The sequence below is a fragment of the Burkholderia sp. 4M9327F10 genome (genome assembly GCF_005503145.1).
Lineage (GTDB): Bacteria > Pseudomonadota > Gammaproteobacteria > Burkholderiales > Burkholderiaceae > Paraburkholderia.
On record NZ_SCNV01000002.1, the window covers coordinates 234037 to 252751 of the forward strand.

Here is an 18715-nt window from a genome sequence, read left to right on the forward strand (position 1 = left end):
GGCGATCATCCAAACCAATGCGAGACGCGGAACTCGCCGGTCTCGAGATCGACATCCGTGCGCAGGTAGAGGCTGAGCGGCATCGGCTGCGCCCACATCTGCGCTTCGATACGGAAACTGAGCGACCGGCTGTCCATGCGCGACTCGTCGATGCTGGCGATCACCTGCACGGTGCTGCCGATCAGGCGCGGCTCGAAATCGAGCAGTGCGGCACGGATGCGATTCTGCAGCACGCCAGCGTCGATACTTGAGAGCGCCGCGCCCGCGAGATCGGGAATGCCGAAGTTGAGCACGGAGTTGCCTACGTGCTCGAGTCCTTCGAGCTCGCCGCTGCTCCATTGACGGGTGCAGTTGAGCAGCGACGCGATATCGCGAGTCACGCATTCGCGCAGACGGGCAGCGGTAATCACCCGCTGCTCGCGGCTTTCCTCGCGCTGAGCGGGCGCGAGGTCGGTCAGCCTATCGAGCAGCGAGGGCTGCAAGCGTTCCCGGGGGGTGAGTTCAGCCACTATTGCTTCGCGACCTGTTGCATGTCGTAGGTGAAGTCCTTCGTGCCGCCGCTTGCCTTGCCTTCGTCGTCCTGCGGCTGAAACGCGTACTTGAACTTGCCGAAGTGCAAGGTGATGTTTTCGGTGAGGCGCTCGTCGCCGCCGGTGCCGCCCGTCGAGACCGACGTGACAAGCACGCCTTCGCTCAGTTCGATGGTCACGAAGTCGGTCTGCTGACCGGTGGCATTAGTCACATAGAGGTAAGCGTTGTCGACGCGCGCACCGGTGCAGCAGGCGTTGAGAAGCGCGTTGGAGCAGCTATCGACATACTTCGTAACGGTGATGTCCTGCACGTTGGCCTTACCGCCTGAAGCGTAGCCGGCGCCCGTGTGCAGGTTGCCGGTATTGCTGACGCCCCACGACCACGCAATGATGGGGACTTCGTTCTTGTGCTTCGAATGGTTGGAAGCGCCCTGTATCGTGACCGCTCCAGAACCGAATTTCAGATGCATGTCGAAAGCCATAGTGACCTCTGTTGAATTACCGATTGAAAAGATTCGCCGGCCCGGCGAACGATGAAGAACGGAATCAGTTCGCTGCGCGTGTGTACCCCTGCGTGGTCATCCCACGCATGCTTACGCCGCTTGCGCGGAAGGCAGACGCGATACCAGTCTCAGGGAGACAGTCAGACCTTCCAGTTGATAGTGCGGCTTGAGGAAGAATTTCGACGTGTAGTACCCGGGATTGCCTTCCACTTCTTCCACGACCACCTCGGCCGCTGCCAGCGGCTTGCGGGCTTTGGTTTCCTCGCTCGAATTCACCGGATCGCCGTCGACGTAGTTCATGACCCAGTTGGAAAGCCAGTTCTCCATCTGCTCCCGGGTGCTAAACGAGCCAATCTTGTCGCGCACAATGCACTTCAGGTAATGGGCAAAGCGGCAGCACGCAAACATGTACGGCAGCCGCGCGGAGAGGTTCGAATTGGCGGTAGCGGCCGGGTCGTCATACTCCTCCGGCTTCGCAACGGATTGCGCGCCAATGAATGCGGCAACATCCGAATTTTTGCGGTGCACGAGCGGCATCAGCCCCATCTTGTCCAGCTCCGCCGAGCGGCGGTCGGTAATGGCAATCTCCGTGGGACATTTCATGTCCACGCCGCCGTCGTCGCTTGGGAACGCATGCACCGGCAGATTTTCAACCGCACCGCCCGATTCGACGCCGCGAATACGTGTACACCAGCCATACGATTTGAACGAACGGTTGATGTTCACCGCCATCGCATAGGCAGCGTTCTGCCACGTGTAGCTGGAGGATTTCGCACCTTCGGTCTGCTCTTCGAAATCGAATTCCTCCACGGGGTCCGTCTTCGCGCCATAGGGAAGCCGCGCAAGCGTGCGCGGCATGGTCAGCGCCAGGTAGCGGGCATCTTCCATTTCACGCAGCGATCTCCACCCGGCATAATCCGGCGTGCCGAATATCATCGACAGGTCGCGCGGATTGGAAAGCTCATCCCAGCTCTCCATGCCGAGCAAGGCAGATTCGGCCGCAGCAATAAACGGAGCGTGAGCAGCCGCGGCAACCTTTGCGATTTCACGCAGCAGTTCCACGTCCTGGGGACTATGATCGAAATAGTAGTCGCCCACAAGACAGCCGTACGGCTCTCCGCCGAGCTGCCCGTACTCTTCCTCATAGATACGCTTGAACACCGGGCTCTGGTCCCAGGCCACGCCCTTGAAGCGCTTCAGGCTCTTACCCAGGTCCTTCTTCGATACGTTCAGCACCCGGATCTTCAGCATCGGGTCCGTCTCGGTGTTCGTCACGAGGTGGTGCAAACCGCGCCATGCGCCTTCGAGCTTCTGGAATTCCGCGTGGTGCATGATCGCGTTCAACTGCTCGCTAAGCTTGCGATCGATTTCCGCGACATATGCGTTAATGGTTTGCGTGACATCATCGGAGACGATGTGCGAGTCCTCGAGCACCTGTTCGGCGAGGGTGCGTACCGCCGCTTCGACTTCTTCTCGGGCGCGCTCGTTCCTGGGCTTGAACTCCTTGCGCAGCAGCACGGAGAAGTCGCTGACGTCGCTGGTTTGCGCCGCTACGCCGGATTCGGCCTGTTGCTGTGTATCCATGATCTCTGTTACTCCTGTCCGGGTTCTACTTCGGTGGCGCGCGGCGCGGCGGCGAGAGACTGCATCAACGCCGGATCCTTGAGCGCTTGCGCAATCAGCTTTTCGGCGCCGGCCTTGCCGTCCAGGTAGGTACCCAGATTGGCGAGCTGCGTGCGGGCCTCGAGTAGCTTTGCGAGCGAGTCCACCTTGCGCGCGACCGCAGCGGGAGAAAAATCGTCCATGCTTTCAAAGGTGACGTCGACCTCCAGGTCGCCTTCGCCCGTGAGCGTGTTGGGAACCAGAAAGCTCACGCGCGGCTTCATCGACTGCATACGGCCGTCGAAGTTGTCCACATCGACCTCAAGCGCCTTGCGCTCCTCGATGGGCGGCAGATCGCCGGCATTCGCACCGGACAGATCCGACATCACGCCCATGACGAACGGGATCTGCACCTTCTTCTGGGCGCCATACAACTCCACGTCGTACTCGATCTGTACACGCGGCGCACGGTTGCGCGCGATAAATTTCTGACTGCTCTGTCTCGTTGCCATTTACTCGTTCCTTAGATGTCCATAATGCCTAGTGAAATTGGATACCCATCAAGACGAAATGCTGATGTGGGATTGTTCGACATCGTCCCGGCTTTTTATGGAGCCGCCAATGCATCGCCCACACAACGAAAACGGCGCACCTCCTCAACTTATTCCACGCAAGCCAACTTTTAGCGCGGCTGCCTTGAACACTGCATGCAGCGTCTGTACCGGTCAGAACATCCAGGGCGCCACAGCTATTCCCTGACTGAGCGAATTTTCGTTGAGCCGCTTCGCGTGTCCGTCTCACGCTTCGTCTTTACACCCCAAAATCATTCTCCTGGAGTTTGGGAACACGAAGTGCAGCCACGCGTAAGCGGATCGGAACCACGACTGGTGAGTGAAAAATTTCACATGAGGGTGCGGAATAATTCCGCCTGGTGAGCCGTTTTGCGGTAACCGTACCCATGAGTGGAACTCCTGCAGGTGACGAAATGCCATCCTTGAAGACGCTGCTGCGATCGCTGGCCAGATCGCCCTCACCGCTTATGCCACTGGGTTTACTCGTGATTGCTGTGCATGCGAACGCGGGCTGGACGCTCGTGCAGGCAGATGCACCCGTCACCGTGATTGACGACGCCAGCGAATACCGGGCTAGCAATGGGCAGCGTCTCGGCCTCAACGATATGGTTGAGACGCCGGCTGCCGGCGATGCCCAGATCCAGGACGATGCCGGCAACAGCCTCCTGTTCGGTCATGACACGCGCGTGATGCTCATGCGCGATGGTCAAATAGCCTTGCTGCAAGGCTGGCTTAAGGTGCTTCATGCGTGCAGTGCACCGAACTGCGCAGCAGCCGTCATTGAAACCGCCGGCACGAGAGTCGAACTGGGTGAAGCAACGTCCGTCGTTATCGCGGCGGCGGCGCCCAACTATCGGGAGGTGGACGCGGTGTTCTGCGAGAGCGGCACGGTACGCGTGACCGCGATTGGCAGTCCGCGCGGCAAGCCGGTCCCGGTCAGGTTGGACACCCCACAGTTCGCCGCACGCACAGCCGCCAACCCGACACTCTCCGCGGTTCCGCGTCCCGATCCTATCTTCATCGCGGCCATGCCTGTTAGCTTTCGCGATGCGGTGCACCCCTTGCCGGTGCCGCCTGGCTCGCACGACGCGCCAGCACGCAACACGCAACCCGTCAGCTACGACGACGTTTCGGACTGGCTCAATAGCGGACTCGCGGCCCGCACGCAAGCGGCGACGAGTTTCGCCACACGCTTCCGGACGCGGCTCTCCGACCCCGCCTTTCGCCGCGAGATCAAACAGCATTTGCGCACCCTGCCGGACTGGCGGCCGTTGATTTATCCGGCGCCGCGCAGCACCGCCTCCGCAGGACCCTACCCTTACCACCTCACCAGCAACCACCCATGAAGCTGTCGCTCGCGATCAAATTCAATCTGGTGTTCGTCGCCATCTTTGCAATCGGCCTCACCGCGACCGGCTTCGTGGCCGATCGGGTTTTGCAGCAACAGGCGCTGGAAGAAACGCGCCACGACGCCGATGTGCTGACAAGCGCTGCTGCAGCGATGCAGAACTACACTGCCCAGCACATCACGCCGCTTCTGGCGACACAGATCAAGTATTCGTTCGTCCCCGAGTCGGTTCCCGCCTACTCGGCTATCGAGATGCTGGGCACGCTAAAGAGCGCATTTCCGAATTTCTCATACAAGTCGACCATGCTCAATCCGACCAATCCACGCGACCGGCCCACCGATTGGGAAGCCCAGGTCATCGCGCGCCTGCACGATCGTCCTGAACTCAAGGAAATGACCGGACAACGTCCAGGGCCTGGCGGCGAGAGTCTGCTGTTCCTTGCACGGCCCAGCCGCATCACCGACGCGGCGTGCATGCAATGTCACAGCACGCCGTCCGCAGCACCGCCCACAATGCTTGACAAATACGGGCCTGCAAACGGCTTCGGCTGGACAATGAACGAAGTGATAGGCGCCGAGTTCGTCTCGGTCCCCATGTCGGAATCCATTTCCCGTGGGCATGCGGTATGGCGCAGCTTCATGGCCGCCCTGAGCGCCGTGTTCGCGGTGGTTCTCATCGCGCTGAACGTCATGGTGCATTTTCTGGTAACGCGACGCTTGCAGGCCTTGTCAAAGGCCGCTGACGCGGTGAGTCTCGGCAAGCTCAACGAAGTCGAATTGCCCAGCGGCGGCAGCGACGAGATTACGTCGCTTGCGGTATCGTTCGAGCGCATGCGCACAAGCCTCGTTGCGGCATTTGAAATCCTCGAAGAGCCAAATCATTGAACGAGGCGAATGGCGCGAATGACAAACACGACCGCAAGCGGAGGTTCCCTACCGGCGCGTATTGGCCGCTATCAGATTGAAGGTGTGCTCGGCCGCGGGGCCATGGGCACGGTCTATCTGGCGAGCGACCCTCACATCCAGCGCAAGGTGGCGTTGAAGACGATTCGCACCGGGCTTCTGCTTAACGATGAGCACGGTGCGGCGGGTACATCGACATCCGATCTGCCCGCGCGTTTCGTCAACGAGGCGCGCGCAGCCGGACGGCTCGTGCATCCGAACATCGTCAGTGTGTTCGACTACGGCGACGCGGACGGCATAGCCTACATTGCGCTCGAGTACGTGCCCGGCGAAAATCTGGCGCAACGCCTCGCACAGCATGCCGATGCCGGCACCGTGATGCCGCTGATGCCTGCATTGGTATGGTTCTCGCAACTGCTCGATGCGCTCGCTTACGCTCATGAAAGCGGCGTGATTCACCGCGACATCAAACCGGCCAATCTCCTGATAGCGCCACGCGGCGAATGCAAGGTGACGGATTTCGGCATTGCGCAGCTCGACAGCGGACGGCTCACGCAAGCGGGAATGATGATCGGGACACCGAGCTACATGTCGCCCGAGCAATATTCCGGTACGTCGATCGACGCACGCAGCGACCTCTTTTCAGCGGGTGTGGTGTTCTACGAAATGCTGACAGGCGTCGCTCCGTTTGCCGGCACCGCCGCTGCCATGATGCACCGGGTCATGAACGAAATGCCGCTTGCGCCATCGATCCACACCGCGGGTGTCCCCGCAGAGCTCGACGCGATGGTGCTCAAGGCGCTCGCCAAGCGGCCCGAAGACCGCTATCCGTCGGCACAAAGCTGGCGCCTCGCGCTGCTTGCGCTACTCGGCAATCTGACGCCCCATACCGATCCGGAACGAACGGTTCTGCTTGCTCCGCGCGTGCATCGGGCTCTCGATCCACCGCAACCCGTCACGGTGGCACGCACCGGACAAGTCGACTGGCCACCGGAACTGTTGGCGCAACTGGCTCAGAACCTTGCAACGCACATTGGGCCTGTGGCTACACTGCTCGTGCGGCGCGCCGCGGCGCACGCAGTCAGCTCGCACATGCTCGCGACTCAACTCGCGCACCACTTACCAGACGATGCTGCACGCGAGGCATTGCGCGCGCTGCTCGAACGTCATGCGAGTACCGCGGGACTGAGATCGACGCCCTCAGGTAGAGAGGGAACGAGCGATTCGCTTAGCCGGGCGGCGTCTGCTGCGAGCCCTCCTGTGGACGCCGCACGCATTGAAGCCGCAGCAAGCCGCCTCGCCAGTTATATTGGTCCGATTGCGCGCATCGTCGCGGAACGTGCTGCGCGTGGCGCCGATCAGGCGACGTTCTATGCGCGGCTCGCCGAAGCGTTACCGGCTTCGGTAGACAAGAAATCATTTCTGCGCGCCCTCAAGGATCCGGTCGCGTAAACGCATGCACGTCCTCACGAAATTCGCACAATGAGTATAATTTTCGGCAGGTCATTCCACACCTTTCATGGTGCTAGAGAATTGCAAGCGATCTGGAAAGATGGACGAAAATTCGCATCCACGTACTGTGCCCCACGGAGCGAACCTGCTGCTTCGATATGTTGTGATCGCCGTCATCACAGGCGCATTGGCTAGCCTGTTTGCTTACGTGGGCGGCTGGTTTCCGCAAACGGTCTATGGCCATCAGCCTCGCGCGCAACAGATTGTCGACGCATTCGAAACGATGACCGGAGCGCATCCAGGATTTCGTCGCAACCATGCCAAAGGTATTTGCGTGACCGGCCGTTTTGAGAGTAATGGGAATGCGTCGGCACTTTCAGTAGCAAGCGTGTTTGAGCCCGGCAGCTACCCAATTATTGGGCGATTCTCGGCACCAGGCACTAATCCTGCCCGGCCGGACACCGAGTCGAAGGTCCGTAGCTTCGCATTGCAATTTACGTTACCGCGCCAGGAACAATGGCGTACAGGGATGAATTCAGCGCCAATTTTCGCCGTGCGAACCCCCAGGGCAGTTTTCGAACAACTGTCCGCACAAGCGCCCGACGCATCGGGGCACAAGGATCCCGAGCGAATGGCAGCATTCCTGCGCGCACATCCGGAGGCGCAGGCATTCAACGCGTGGGTCGATTCGCATCCGCCATCGTCGGCATTCTTTAACGCCGCCTATTTCAGCATCAACACGTTCCGCTTCGTGGATGACCACGGCGGCAGCCGTTACGTTCGCTGGAGAGTTGTGCCCGAGACGCCCTACCGGCCCGTCAGCACCGGCGCGCAAGCCGACCCGGACTTCCTTGAGCACGACCTGGTCGAGCGGCTGAAACACAGCCCCTTGCGCTGGCATCTGATGATCTCGGTGGCGAACGAAAATGATCCTGTCGATGACGCGACACGACAATGGCCGGCCGAACGCGATCGCGACAGCATCGATGCGGGCACGCTTGTCATTGATCGCGCGCAGTCGCAGATCGACGGCCCGTGCCGCGATATCAACTTCGATCCGCTGGTACTGCCGCACGGCATGGAAGCGTCGAACGACCCCCTGCTGGCCGCGCGCTCGTCGGCATATGCAGTCTCGTTCTACCGTCGCGCAAGCGAAGAAGCGCGCAATTAAGCGAAGCGAAACTGATGCCGGGATGTCACACCATGCAAGCTTCACGAAATCGCACAAAGGAACGTGAGCGTCGTCGGCAGAAAGTTTAAATCGACGATAAACTGCCTGTCTTTCCAGTCTAACCGGCATGCACGGTCTCAAACGCACCGGTACATGACAGGACCCGCTACGCGGACTCATCAAGGAACGAACGTCGATGACCGGAGCAGACCTAGCCAGCGAGCTTCCACAAATGCTGCCTCGACTATGGGCGTTCGCGCTGCGCATCTCGGGCGACCGGCACGACGCGGAGGATCTGGTGCAGCGCGCCTGCGTCCGTGCGCTCGAGCGGGCACATCAGTTGCAACCCGGCACCTCGCCACTAAGCTGGATGTTTTCTATCGTTCATTCAGCCTGGATCAACGAGGTGCGTGCGCGCAACGTTCGCAGCCGTTCGGGAATGGACTGGGACGATGCTTTCCTCGAAACGGTACCGGACCCCAATACGCGCACGCCTGAGCAGAACGTCATGGATGGCCAGATCGTGAGTGCGGTTCAGCGGTTGCCCGAGGCGCAGCGCGCCGTTATGCTGCTGGTAGGCGTAGAAGGACTCAGTTACAGTGAAGCAGCCGAAGTCCTGAACGTGCCTATCGGTACGGTCATGAGCCGGCTTTCACGGGCGCGTCAGGCAATTGGCGCGCTGTTCAGCGGTCAAAACGAAAAGCCTTTAAAAACTGCGACAAACACGAAGGACCCGGGGTTATGACAATGGACGACATTCTGCTCCTGGCATATGTCGACGACGAACTGGCGCCTGAAGAACGGCTGGAGGTCGAGAAGGCGATCGGTGCGTCGGCCGATATCGCCGAACAGGTCGCGCTGCTCGAAGCGTCGAAACTGCCTTATCGTCAGGCGTACGCCCGGCAAAAGCTGCCGCCTGTTCCCGACAGCCTGAAACAGAAAATCGCCGCACTGACTCAGGCTTATTCAGCGCCGCCGGAGGACCTTGGCAGGCTCGGCGCAAACTCCGCAGGAATGGGCGCGGGCGTCAACGATCCGGTGGTCGGCGCAGAGGCGCAATTCGCTGCGCGCCGCTCCACGCCGGTCCGTTCCCGCATGCGGGTGGCACTGCCCTGGCTCGCGGTTGCTTTCGTCGGCGGCGCCTTTTGCCTCGGCACCGTATTGCGTCTCGCGCCGGGCATCCTGTCGGGTCCATCTGGCGGCTCCGCCCAGCAGACTGCGGACAGTAGTGCATCGCCCTGGGTGCGTGCTGCCGCCGGTTATCAGCAACTGTATTCGCGCGATACGGTCGCTCTGGATTCGCAGTCGCCGGACGTATCGGCTCGCACGGTGTCGGATATCCGCCAGAAAGACGGCCTTGAACTGCGCGTGCCCGACTTGCGCTCTGTGGGGCTGACTTTCACGCGCGTGCAGCGCTTGCGTTTCAACGACAAGCCTCTGGTCCAGATTGTTTATTTGCCGCAGGAGGGACCGCCCGTCGCGTTGTGTGTGATGAAGGACGCGAAACCCGACGCAGCGGTTTCCCAGCAACGCGTCGATAAGATGGATGTGGTGACCTGGCGGCAAGGCGAACTCAGTTATGCATTGATTGCCAAGCCAGGCGTCGCCAATCTGAATGACATTGGCAAGGAGATTGCCGGAAGCAGTGTAGGCGCGATGTTCAGTCAGCTAACTTCCACGCTAAACAAGGCGCTCGGCTGAGGCGTCTGACTCAACACCATCCCGGCATCGTCGCTGGCGCAGCGCGCCATGATCTCGCGTGATCGCCCCAGATCAATACGTTCGCGAGACGAAACGTCTTTTCGCATCCGCGACTTGCGCGCTAGCAACAACGCCATTCCATCCGCTTTTTCCTAAGCGCTCTCTGAAAGCCTGGCGCCGAAACCCGCAACCCGTTGACGATTTCGTCCCGAGAGACGGAATAGATCGACACGCCTGATCGTTTAGAGGTAAGCCCACGAAATGAACCAACGCGCACGATTGGTTCAGCCGGGCCGTTGATCGCCAGTTGCAAATTTTGAAGGCGTCGAAAAATCTCAACAGGAGGTGTAGTGTGAACGCAAGCAGATCAGTTGCAATAATTTCTTTTTTAGGAATCCTGATTGGTAGCCTAGCCGCGTGTGGAGGCAGCAGCAGTAGTGATCCAGGCTCATCCACAACGCCGGGCCCATTCTCATCAACAGCGCTAGTATCCAACGGCAGCGTTACAGCCGCTCATACCGATCCAAATCTGCAAAATGGATGGGGAGTTGCATTCAATCCCACCGGCACGTTCTGGGTCTCCGACAACACGGTACAAAAATCGTCGCTGTATGACGGCAACGGTGTGGTGCAGTCGCTCGTCGTGACGATACCTGCCGGCTCACAAGGTCCGGCGAGTCCCACCGGGATCATCTTCAACACGACCAGTGACTTCGTCATCAGCTCCGGCGGGAACAGCAGCAAGGCGGTGTTTGCATGGGCAACCGAGGCCGGCACGATAGCAGCCTGGTCGCCGAAAGTCCTGCCGACTCAAGCCGTGACTGCCTTCGACGATCAGGCAGGCGGTGCAATCTATAAGGGCTTGACGGCAGCCTCGGCAAACGGTCAGAACTTCTGGTACGCAACCGACTTCCACAATGCCAAGGTTGATGTCTTTAACGCCACGTTCCAGAAGGTTCAGCTCGATGGACAGTTCGTCGACCCTAGCCTTCCCTCCGGTTTTGCACCATTCGGCATTCAGGCGATTGGCAACAACATCTTCGTGACTTTTGCGAAGCAGAATGCAGCCGCCTCTGCTCAGGTTGTCGGCGCAGGCTTTGGCGTTCTGGACGAGTTCGATACCAGCGGTCACTTCATCAAACAGATCGTGGCTGCAGGCGGATCACTCAATGCGCCATGGGGGATGGCGCAAGCACCCGCCAACTTCGGCTCGCTAAGCAACGATATCCTCGTAGGCAACTTTGGTGACGGGACAATCGAAGCGTTCGATCCGAACAGCGGTCAGGACCTTGGCAAGCTGATTCTCACAAGCGGTGCCCCGTTCACACAAATGGGACTCTGGGGTATCAGCTTCGGCAATGGCGTGGACAATCAACCGACCAATACGCTGTTCTACGCCGCAGGGCCTAGCAAGACGACCGGTGTGTTCGGACGGATCGATCTGGCCAGCTAGACGACGCTCAGAAACGCTGCTGTATGCCCAGCATCACGCCGACCTGGTTCATGCCGGTTTCCACCGAACCTCCTACCGCCACCGGTTCGGCGGCCAACCGGCCATTGAGCATGTATCCGACTGACGTGTAGAGCGTGGTCCGTCTCGAGAGGAAATAGTTGGCGCGCGCAACCAGCAGGTTCGAGTTGTACTGGTTGCGCAACTCGTAGTGCGCCACCTGGCTGGAATAAACGTGTGGAAGCGACCGTTATCGCTTTGCGGGACTGGTGTGATCAATGGAGAGGCCTAAATGGTGGAAGATTCAGTAGCCAAACTGAAAGTTAAGCTGTCATCGGGCGGCTGTTATGTGCATCAGGAAGGTAGCGACGCCTACCATCAAGCGACGAAAGTCCGCAATGGCGCCCTGGATATCGCGCCGCTCATCGTCGTTAGCTGCTCGACTGAGGAACAGGTCGCCTGCGCGGTGCGCGCGGCTCAAGAGTTTGAATTCCCGTTATGCGTTCATAACGGCGGTCAAGACTGGAACGGTCGTTCGCTCCGGCACGCGAACGTAGTGATCGACATCTCAGGCATGCAGGGCTTGTCAGTCGACGCCGAACGCCGGGAAGTGACGGTCGAATGCGGCGTGACGTCGGGCACGTTGAACGCGGTGGCACGCCGGCATGGACTGGCTGCCGCTATTGGCAACGATGGCGCTCTTAGCGTTACCGGCCTGGTTCTTGGCGGTGGCTATGGCCCCATGATGACGCGCATAGGACTGGTATGCGATAGCCTGATTTCAGCGCGTGTCGTTCTTGCCGATGGCCGCATTGTGTCGTGCGACGCCACCGAAAACAGCGACCTGTTCTGGGCGATAAGAGGTGGCGGCGGAAACACCGGCGTTGTGGTGTCAATGCGCCTGCGCCTTCATCAAGTCGGCCCGGTCATTGCCGGCAGCATCGTATTTCCATGGGAGCAAGCCTCGCAAGTGTTGCGCGGATTCTCCGACCTGATGGTTTCCGCGCCCGACGAGTTGTTCGGCGCCTTGGTGCTAACCATAGGGCCCAAAGGAGGCCCGGTCGTAGTCGTTTCGCCGGCCTGGTTCGGAGAAGCCGACCTCGGGCATGCGCTTATTGCCGCGATCGAGAATATCGGAACGCCTCTGCTCAGCAAGATAGATCCAATGATGCCGACCGATCTGCTAGCGCTAACGGATGGAAAGCTGACTCACGGACTGGGGTACGAGGTGGCGACCCGCTGGTTCCATGAGCTAAGCTCAGCGTCGATCGATGCGCTCATCTCTGCATTTGAGCATCGGACGTCCCCTCTCTCGTCAATTATCCTGCATCATTGCCATGGCGTTGCGACCCGGGTTGAACCAAACGCAACAGCGTTCGGCATGCGCGAACCGCACTTCACGGCGTTGATCAACGCGGCGTGGGAGCCAACCCAGCCTGAATCCGACATTCACCGGGATTGGGCTCGCAAACTGTCTTCGAATCTATCGTCGTCGGCATTGCCAGGCGGCTATGCCAACTTGCTGCCCGATGCAGCCGATCGCCAGATCGCCCATGCCTTTGGGCCGAACGCGCAACAGCTCGCGCAGGCGAAAGAAAAATTCGATCCCACGGCAGTCTTTCGCGCCATACCTATCCCGCTGCCTTGATATTTCTGGGTCATCCATCTTTCTCGTGGCTGCGCCATGGATACCCATAGCGCAGCCGCACCTCACTTCTCACGCAGCTAGGACAAAACCACTACAGACAACAATACAGACGCTGCGTGGGCTAAACTATGTCCCAGTTGCTTTCCCGCACCATCTCACGCAGGCACTCCAACGGACAAGCCATGTTCGAACTGGCAAAAGACGAAATTCTTGAAGGAAAGGCAGATTCGATCCGGCGCGCGATCGAACAGGCCATCCTCGACGACCGGCTGAAGCCGGGCGACACGTTACCCACCGTGCGCACATTGGCGGCCGATCTTGGGATCAACAAAAACACGGTAGCGGTTGCATACCGCCAGTTGCAACAGTCGGGCCTTGTGATCGCGGATGGCCGGCGCGGCTCGATAGTTGCCCGTCAAGCCTCGCGCCATACCGGCAACGCCGATGGCGGCCGTCAAACGATGTCGGTACGGGACGGCAATCCCGATATCGCCTTTCTGCCGAGCGAGGCCGACTTGCGCGCCGCGCTCGAACGAATGAATGTCAGCCATCATCTGTACGGTGAACAGCGCAATTACGCGCCGTTCTTGCAATGGACCATGGATTGCTTCGCTGCCGACAACCTCCCCGTCGATCGTGGCGTCTTCGTCTCGGCGGGCGCGCTCGATCTGATAGAACGGGCATTCAATGCCGCTGGCCTGCCGCCTGGCTGCAAGATCGCCGTGGAAGATCCGGGTTATATGAGTTCGCTCGCGCTCGTGCGATCGATGGGCTTCGAACCCGTGCCACTCGCCCTCGATCAATCCGGCGTCGTGCCAGCCAGCCTCGCAGCCGCACTCAAGGCCGGCGCGTCGGCGGTGCTGGTGAGCAGCCGCGGGCAAAACCCGACCGGCATCGCCACCTCGAAAACACGCGCTGCCGAGTTGAAGCGCATCGCCGCCGGCACCACTAACGTGCTGTTCATCGACGACGACCATTCCAGCCTGCTAGGTCTCGCTCCGTACTATCCATGGCATTCCGCAGCGGGCGGCCGCTGGCTTACCGTACGCTCGCTGTCAAAGTTCCTGGGACCGGACTATCGCATCGCCATTGCTACCGGCGATGCCGACACGATTGAACGGCTCGAAACGCGGCAGAGCGTTGGTATGGGCTGGGTCAGCACGTTCCTGCAACGGCTCGCGCTGGAACTCCTGACGACTAGCACGGTGCAAAAGAAAATCGTCTCTGCTGGCGTGACCTATCGGGAACGTTACGAAGCGCTGTTCTCAGCGCTGAAAAAGAAGGGTTTCAATGTGGCAGGCAGCGCCGGGCTCAACCTATGGGTGCCGATTGCCAACGAAAGGGAAGTCGCAGAGCGGCTATTCGATGCCGGCTGGCTGGTGCGGCGCGGTAGAGATTTCTGCATCAGCAACCAGTCCGGGATACGCGTGACGTGCGCTCGCATGACCACGCAACAGAGTCTTGCATTCACAGAAGCGCTCGTGGCCGTACGCAGCGCGACGGCCACGACGCTGGTGGCATAAACCCATGCGCCCAATTCAGGCGGCGGATTGATTCGACTGGTACGCGCGTGCGGTTGCGAGGCGCTTTTCGGTGATCGGGCGGGCGCGCTCCCTAACCGTGGCGAGAATCGAGGCCGGCGCCGTGGACGGGGAACCCGCCTGGAACGGCGGCTTCGGATCGTACGCCATGTACAGTTGCAACTCCTGCGCAACTGTCTCGCCACGCAGCAACGAAACGACAATCAATGAACCGTCGATGCCCGATGTCACGCCTCCGGCACTGACAAACTTGCCGTCGATCACGACCCGCTCATCACTCGGAGTCGCGCCAAATAGAGGCAGCACCTCCATTGCCGTCCAGTGCGTTGTGGCACGCTTGCCTTGCAACAAGCCTGCGGCGCCGCAAATCAAGGCGCCAGTACAAACCGAGAACACATAACGCGCACCTGCTGCCTGCTTGCGGATAAACGACAGCACCACCTCGTCCTGCATCAGCGCCTCCTGGCCGTGACCACCCGGAACGAGCAGCACATCAAGCTGCGGCGCTTCGTCGATAGTCGTATCCGCCAGCAGTTGCATGCCGGCCAGATCGCGCACAGGGTTTTTATCCTTCCAGATAGTCATGAAACGCGAGTTCGGCACACGGGCCAGCGCTTCGAATGGACCGGTGAAATCGCACTGATCCATGTTCGGGAAGATCAGGCCGCCGATGATGAGATGGGTATCGAGGGGGATGCTCATGAGTTGCTCCTAGGCTCAAATCCGGACCCATCTTGTATTGGGTCAAAACAATTTATGAACCAGTACAAATGTACAACATCCAAGCGATCTGTCAACGTTTTTCTTGGGTGCGGTGCAGTTCATTACCAGCGAGGTAGTTGAGCGGTCCCGTGCCGCCGATAGTATGACCATGCTCTTCACCCAGAGCCGTATGCAGGAACCACGTGAGAGTGGGAAGACCCGTTCGATGTGGACTCCAACATTCGTAGCCCGATTTACAGATATTTAATCTCCAGAGGATGTATGGACAAAGCAAATTTCAATCGCCGCAATCTGCTGGTCGGCGCGGCGGCCGCAGCAGTCGCAATGCTCCCTATTCAGCAAGCTGCGGCCGCTTTGCAGTCAGATAGCGACACTATTACGTTCAGGAAAAAAGCTACGCCCGCATGGCTGCTGGCGTTCTGGAAAGAAATCGATGACAAGACTTGGGGCCCGGGATTCGACTGCTTTGCCGACGATGCTGAAGGCAATCTTGGTGTCGGCCACTGGGAAGGCCGCGAAGCAATCCGTTCGAATCTGCGTGCATTCGTCGACAAACAGATGACCACCCGTCATGAAGTGGTCGAGTACTGGGATGGTGGTTTGCTAAAGGTTTTCCGCGGCTACGTGACGATGAAGTTCGACGATCCATCCAGGGGGACGGTGAAGCCGACGATGACGCACTTCTTCTACATGGATAAGGCCGACCCATCGAAGGTTCGTGCGTGGTTCGGTTCAGTGGGACCAACCGAGTTTTAACGCGCAAGAGCATTTCGCACTACGCCTCGATCACGCGGAATTTTGATTACTTATCAGGTAGTTATCCGAATTTATTCAGCCACTAAGATTGTCATCATCTTCTGGATGCAGCAGGTTACGCGTGACCTCGCAAACCTTGGAAGATATCCATGCAATCTCGTTCAATTTGAGGATATCTGGAGTCACACATCATGAAATTGCTTTTGAAGATTCTGTCTGTTGTTATCACACTTACTATCCCTGCCGTTTCGTTTTCGCAGACCGCTGAACCGCTTACCCGCGAGGAAGTACGCGCCCAACTGGTCGAACTTGAAAACGCGGGGTATCACCCTAACCGGCGAGATCCTCACTACCCTGCAGATATTCAGGCGGCCGAAGCCCGGGTCGTGCAGAGCGAAAGCACCGCTCAACCCTCGACCACCGGTGTGGGTGGGGCCAATGACGTGGCTTCCGAGTCAGGCCGGGGACCGTCGTCGGTTGGCACCAGGTCGATTTACTTTGGGCGGTGAGGTGGTTGAGGGGTCATCTGCGGGACCAACTGCGCCAAGGTCTCTCGTCCTTTAAGCCCGTTGCCGTGCAAACGCACGGCAACGCATGCGGGCGCATCGGTCGACGCAACTGAAAATCGGTTACGTGGTTGGCTACTCGGCCCCACAACGCCCATACCCCCAACCCACTTCACGCAACATACCCCCCCAACGCCTCCAACGGCACATGCAACCTCTTATCCCCCGCAAACGCCTCTAGCAGATACTCCAGCGTCGCCTGCACGCGCGGCGCCATCAACGCTCGGTGCGGGTACTGCATCACCATCTCATAGCTACCCGGCTGATGATCCGGATAAAGCACCACCTTCAACGCACCAGACAAAAGGTGCTCCCAGGCGAGATGAACGCCGACCTGGGCAATCCCAACGCTATCGCATGCAGCCTGGACGACAGACTCCGGTGCGGACAATGTCATCACCGCACGGTCCGCGGGATCGAACGTGGTGATACTGCCGTTTTCCGCCCTGAAAGCCCATGGAGCAACACGTCCCCCCAAAAAGCGCCGCGCAATGAGCCTGTGCGTTCGCAGTTCCTGGGGAGTCTGCGGCACCCCGTGGCGTGCCAGGTAATCAGGAGACGCGACCAGCACCACGTTCAGACGAAAAATCGGACGCGATACGAGATTGGAATCCGGAATGTTGCCTCCTCTGATCGCGAAATCGTAGCCGTCGCGCACGAGGTCAACGACCTTGTCGTCGAAATCAACCTCAACCGACAACGCCGGGTAGCGAGACAACAGCCCAGGCAAGACCGGCATCAATTGCTCGCGTCCGAACGCCCAGCTCGTTGAAATGCGGACGCGTCCGCTGGGCGTGACGCGCTGCGCCGCGACGGTATCGATCGCTGCATCGAGTGCTTCAAGTGCGACGCGCGCCTGGCGGAGAAACGCGCCGCCCTCCTCGGTGAGCTTGAGCGTCCGGGTCGTGCGGTTCATCAGCCGCACGCCTAACGCCCTCTCAAGGCCGGCGACGTTTTTGCTGACTGCCGCAGAACTGATTCCGAGTGTGCGGCCTGCCGCCGCAAAACTGCCTGCGTCCGCTGCCTGAACAAAGGAAAGGATCGCGCGAACGCGTTGCGATGAATCCAAGCCGTCCTCCATGAATTAGCCCACGCGGTGCGCACAGCGAAGGCCTGCCGGAAAGCCTCATTATCAACCTTGGGTTGAGAGCGGTTCAACCCGCTCATAACTTCTGGTTGCAGCAGGCACCGGACAAAATGCCCTGCATCGACAATCACACCGCAAAGGATGGAATCCGATGTTGGCGACAATCATCTACGACAGCGGCTACGGCCACACGAAAAAGCAGGCCGAGGCCGTTGCAGAAGGCATTCGTCGTGTGCCTGGGGCCGAAGTGCAACTGGTCGCAGTGAGCGAAGGCGAAACGCCATGGGAGACGCTGGCCGCGAGCGACGCCATCATCTTCGGTTCGCCCACGTACAACGGCACGGTCAGCGCTCGTCTCAAGCAGTTCATGGAGGACTCGACACGTCCGGCGTGGCTGCCGCAAACGTGGCGCAACAAGATCGCCGCCGGCTTCACCAACTCTGGCGCCCAGCATGGCGACAAGCTGAACTCGCTGATGACCATGGCGCTGTTCGCGGCCCAGCACGGCATGATCTGGGTCGGGCTTGATCTTTTCCCCGGGAGCGCGGCGGATCAGCCCAATCGAATCGGCGGCTGGCTGGGTGCGATGGCCCAGTCCGACGATGTATCGCCCGAACTTTCGCCGATCGCGAGCGACCTGCAGACCGCCGCCCATCTGGGCCAGCGCGTAGCCGAAGTGACGAGCCAGTTCAAGGGCAAGGACTGACTGGGCACGCCGCAGATGTTTGCTCAGACCTCATCCGCTCGGGCACGAACGTGCCCGATTCGTGTTCCCCAAGGAGCCTCGTCATGAAACTGCTGTGCCTCGATGTCCCCCTGTCCGGCGCCAGCCCGCAAAGTTATCAGCCTCATCTGCTGGACGAAGTGCGTCACGGCTGGCAGCTCTACAAGAGCGGTATCGTGAGGGACATTTATTTGCGCCAGGACCGGCTCGGTGTTGCCATCATTGCCGAGTGCGACTCGGTAGAAGCCGCGAGAGAGGCGTTGCGCGAATTCCCGCTCGCCAAGGTCGGCCTGCTCGATTGGGAAATCATTCCGCTCGGCCCCTTCCTGAGCTGGGAAATGCTCTTTGCTCCCAGCGGTGTTTGAGCAAGGTGCGTGGCGATGCCGGTCAGCAGCAACGCTTGCAGCAACAATGAGCCATGCGGTCTAAGTGGTGAGC

Annotated in this window: 19 protein-coding genes and 1 pseudogene; 13 read left to right on the forward strand and 7 right to left on the reverse strand. The window is 59.7% G+C overall.

From position 1 onward, the window contains the following. Positions 1-5: 5 nt before the first annotated feature. The 4 genes from tssE to tssB form a co-directional block, all read right to left on the reverse strand. Positions 6-509, reverse strand: coding sequence for a type VI secretion system baseplate subunit TssE (gene tssE, locus FFS45_RS03450; RefSeq protein WP_137953295.1), 504 nt, complete (start codon positions 507-509; stop codon positions 6-8). Beyond that, on the reverse strand, positions 509-1012 hold the full coding sequence (locus FFS45_RS03455; protein WP_137953296.1) for a type VI secretion system tube protein Hcp: 504 nt from the start codon (positions 1010-1012) through the stop codon (positions 509-511). Before FFS45_RS03455 ends, tssE begins: the two co-directional genes overlap by 1 nt. Positions 1013-1123: 111 nt before the next feature. Next, the gene (gene tssC / locus FFS45_RS03460; RefSeq protein ID WP_137953297.1) at positions 1124-2617 is read right to left on the reverse strand and encodes a type VI secretion system contractile sheath large subunit; all 1494 of its coding nucleotides are present in this window, start codon (positions 2615-2617) and stop codon (positions 1124-1126) included. Between the two features lie 8 nt (positions 2618-2625). Then, entirely contained in the window at positions 2626-3147 is a 522-nt protein-coding gene (gene tssB / locus FFS45_RS03465; RefSeq protein WP_137953298.1) for a type VI secretion system contractile sheath small subunit, read from the reverse strand. 473 nt (positions 3148-3620) lie between these two features. Here tssB and FFS45_RS03470 point away from each other — a divergent pair, with 473 nt between their 5' ends. From FFS45_RS03470 to FFS45_RS03500, 7 genes are all read left to right on the forward strand, one after another. Then, the gene (locus tag FFS45_RS03470) at positions 3621-4553 is read left to right on the forward strand and encodes a hypothetical protein (protein ID WP_137953299.1); all 933 of its coding nucleotides are present in this window, start codon (positions 3621-3623) and stop codon (positions 4551-4553) included. Beyond that, positions 4550-5440 carry a DUF3365 domain-containing protein gene (locus FFS45_RS03475; RefSeq protein WP_137953300.1) on the forward strand — a complete coding sequence of 297 codons (891 nt, stop codon included), beginning with the start codon at positions 4550-4552 and terminating at the stop codon, positions 5438-5440. Before FFS45_RS03470 ends, FFS45_RS03475 begins: the two co-directional genes overlap by 4 nt. 18 nt (positions 5441-5458) lie before the next feature. After that, positions 5459-6910, forward strand: a complete 1452-nt coding sequence (locus tag FFS45_RS03480; RefSeq protein ID WP_249362581.1) for a serine/threonine-protein kinase — start codon at positions 5459-5461, stop codon at positions 6908-6910. A 163-nt stretch (positions 6911-7073) separates the two neighbouring features. Beyond that, entirely contained in the window at positions 7074-8081 is a 1008-nt protein-coding gene (locus FFS45_RS03485; protein ID WP_249362582.1) for a catalase family peroxidase, read from the forward strand. A 196-nt stretch (positions 8082-8277) separates the two neighbouring features. Continuing rightward, positions 8278-8826, forward strand: a complete 549-nt coding sequence (locus tag FFS45_RS03490) for an RNA polymerase sigma factor (RefSeq protein WP_137953303.1) — start codon at positions 8278-8280, stop codon at positions 8824-8826. Further along, a complete protein-coding gene (locus FFS45_RS03495; RefSeq protein ID WP_137953304.1) occupies positions 8823-9782 on the forward strand; it encodes an anti-sigma factor in 960 nt (319 codons plus the stop codon). Before FFS45_RS03490 ends, FFS45_RS03495 begins: the two co-directional genes overlap by 4 nt. A 352-nt stretch (positions 9783-10134) precedes the next feature. Then, positions 10135-11235, forward strand: coding sequence for a TIGR03118 family protein (locus tag FFS45_RS03500; RefSeq protein WP_137953305.1), 1101 nt, complete (start codon positions 10135-10137; stop codon positions 11233-11235). Positions 11236-11242: 7 nt separating this feature from the next. Here the strand turns inward: FFS45_RS03500 and FFS45_RS03505 are convergent. Further along, positions 11243-11443: pseudogene (locus FFS45_RS03505) on the reverse strand (porin); the annotation flags it as partial. Between the two features lie 81 nt (positions 11444-11524). On the opposite strand from FFS45_RS03505, the gene FFS45_RS03510 reads away from it, so the two are divergent. Beyond that, positions 11525-12880, forward strand: coding sequence for an FAD-dependent oxidoreductase (locus FFS45_RS03510; RefSeq protein ID WP_137953306.1), 1356 nt, complete (start codon positions 11525-11527; stop codon positions 12878-12880). A 182-nt stretch (positions 12881-13062) separates the two neighbouring features. Next, entirely contained in the window at positions 13063-14403 is a 1341-nt protein-coding gene (locus FFS45_RS03515; RefSeq protein ID WP_171029556.1) for an aminotransferase class I/II-fold pyridoxal phosphate-dependent enzyme, read from the forward strand. 15 nt (positions 14404-14418) lie between these two features. Here the strand turns inward: FFS45_RS03515 and FFS45_RS03520 are convergent, their stop codons facing one another. Further along, positions 14419-15123 carry a DJ-1/PfpI family protein gene (locus FFS45_RS03520; RefSeq protein WP_137953308.1) on the reverse strand — a complete coding sequence of 235 codons (705 nt, stop codon included), beginning with the start codon at positions 15121-15123 and terminating at the stop codon, positions 14419-14421. A 282-nt stretch (positions 15124-15405) separates the two neighbouring features. On the opposite strand from FFS45_RS03520, the gene FFS45_RS03525 reads away from it, so the two are divergent. Continuing rightward, the gene (locus tag FFS45_RS03525; RefSeq protein ID WP_212745689.1) at positions 15406-15900 is read left to right on the forward strand and encodes a nuclear transport factor 2 family protein; all 495 of its coding nucleotides are present in this window, start codon (positions 15406-15408) and stop codon (positions 15898-15900) included. A 191-nt stretch (positions 15901-16091) separates the two neighbouring features. Then, entirely contained in the window at positions 16092-16409 is a 318-nt protein-coding gene (locus FFS45_RS03530) for a DUF4148 domain-containing protein (RefSeq protein ID WP_137953309.1), read from the forward strand. A gap of 169 nt (positions 16410-16578) precedes the next feature. Here FFS45_RS03530 and FFS45_RS03535 read toward each other — a convergent pair whose 3' ends face one another. Continuing rightward, positions 16579-17535, reverse strand: coding sequence for a LysR family transcriptional regulator (locus tag FFS45_RS03535; RefSeq protein WP_171029557.1), 957 nt, complete (start codon positions 17533-17535; stop codon positions 16579-16581). A 169-nt stretch (positions 17536-17704) separates the two neighbouring features. On the opposite strand from FFS45_RS03535, the gene FFS45_RS03540 reads away from it, so the two are divergent. Both FFS45_RS03540 and FFS45_RS03545 read left to right on the forward strand, forming a co-directional pair. Further along, positions 17705-18259 (forward strand): flavodoxin family protein, encoded by a 555-nt coding sequence (locus FFS45_RS03540; RefSeq protein ID WP_137953311.1) that lies wholly within the window; start codon positions 17705-17707, stop codon positions 18257-18259. Positions 18260-18342: 83 nt separating this feature from the next. Then, a complete protein-coding gene (locus FFS45_RS03545) occupies positions 18343-18642 on the forward strand; it encodes a superoxide dismutase (RefSeq protein ID WP_137953312.1) in 300 nt (99 codons plus the stop codon). Positions 18643-18715: the final 73 nt, after the last annotated feature.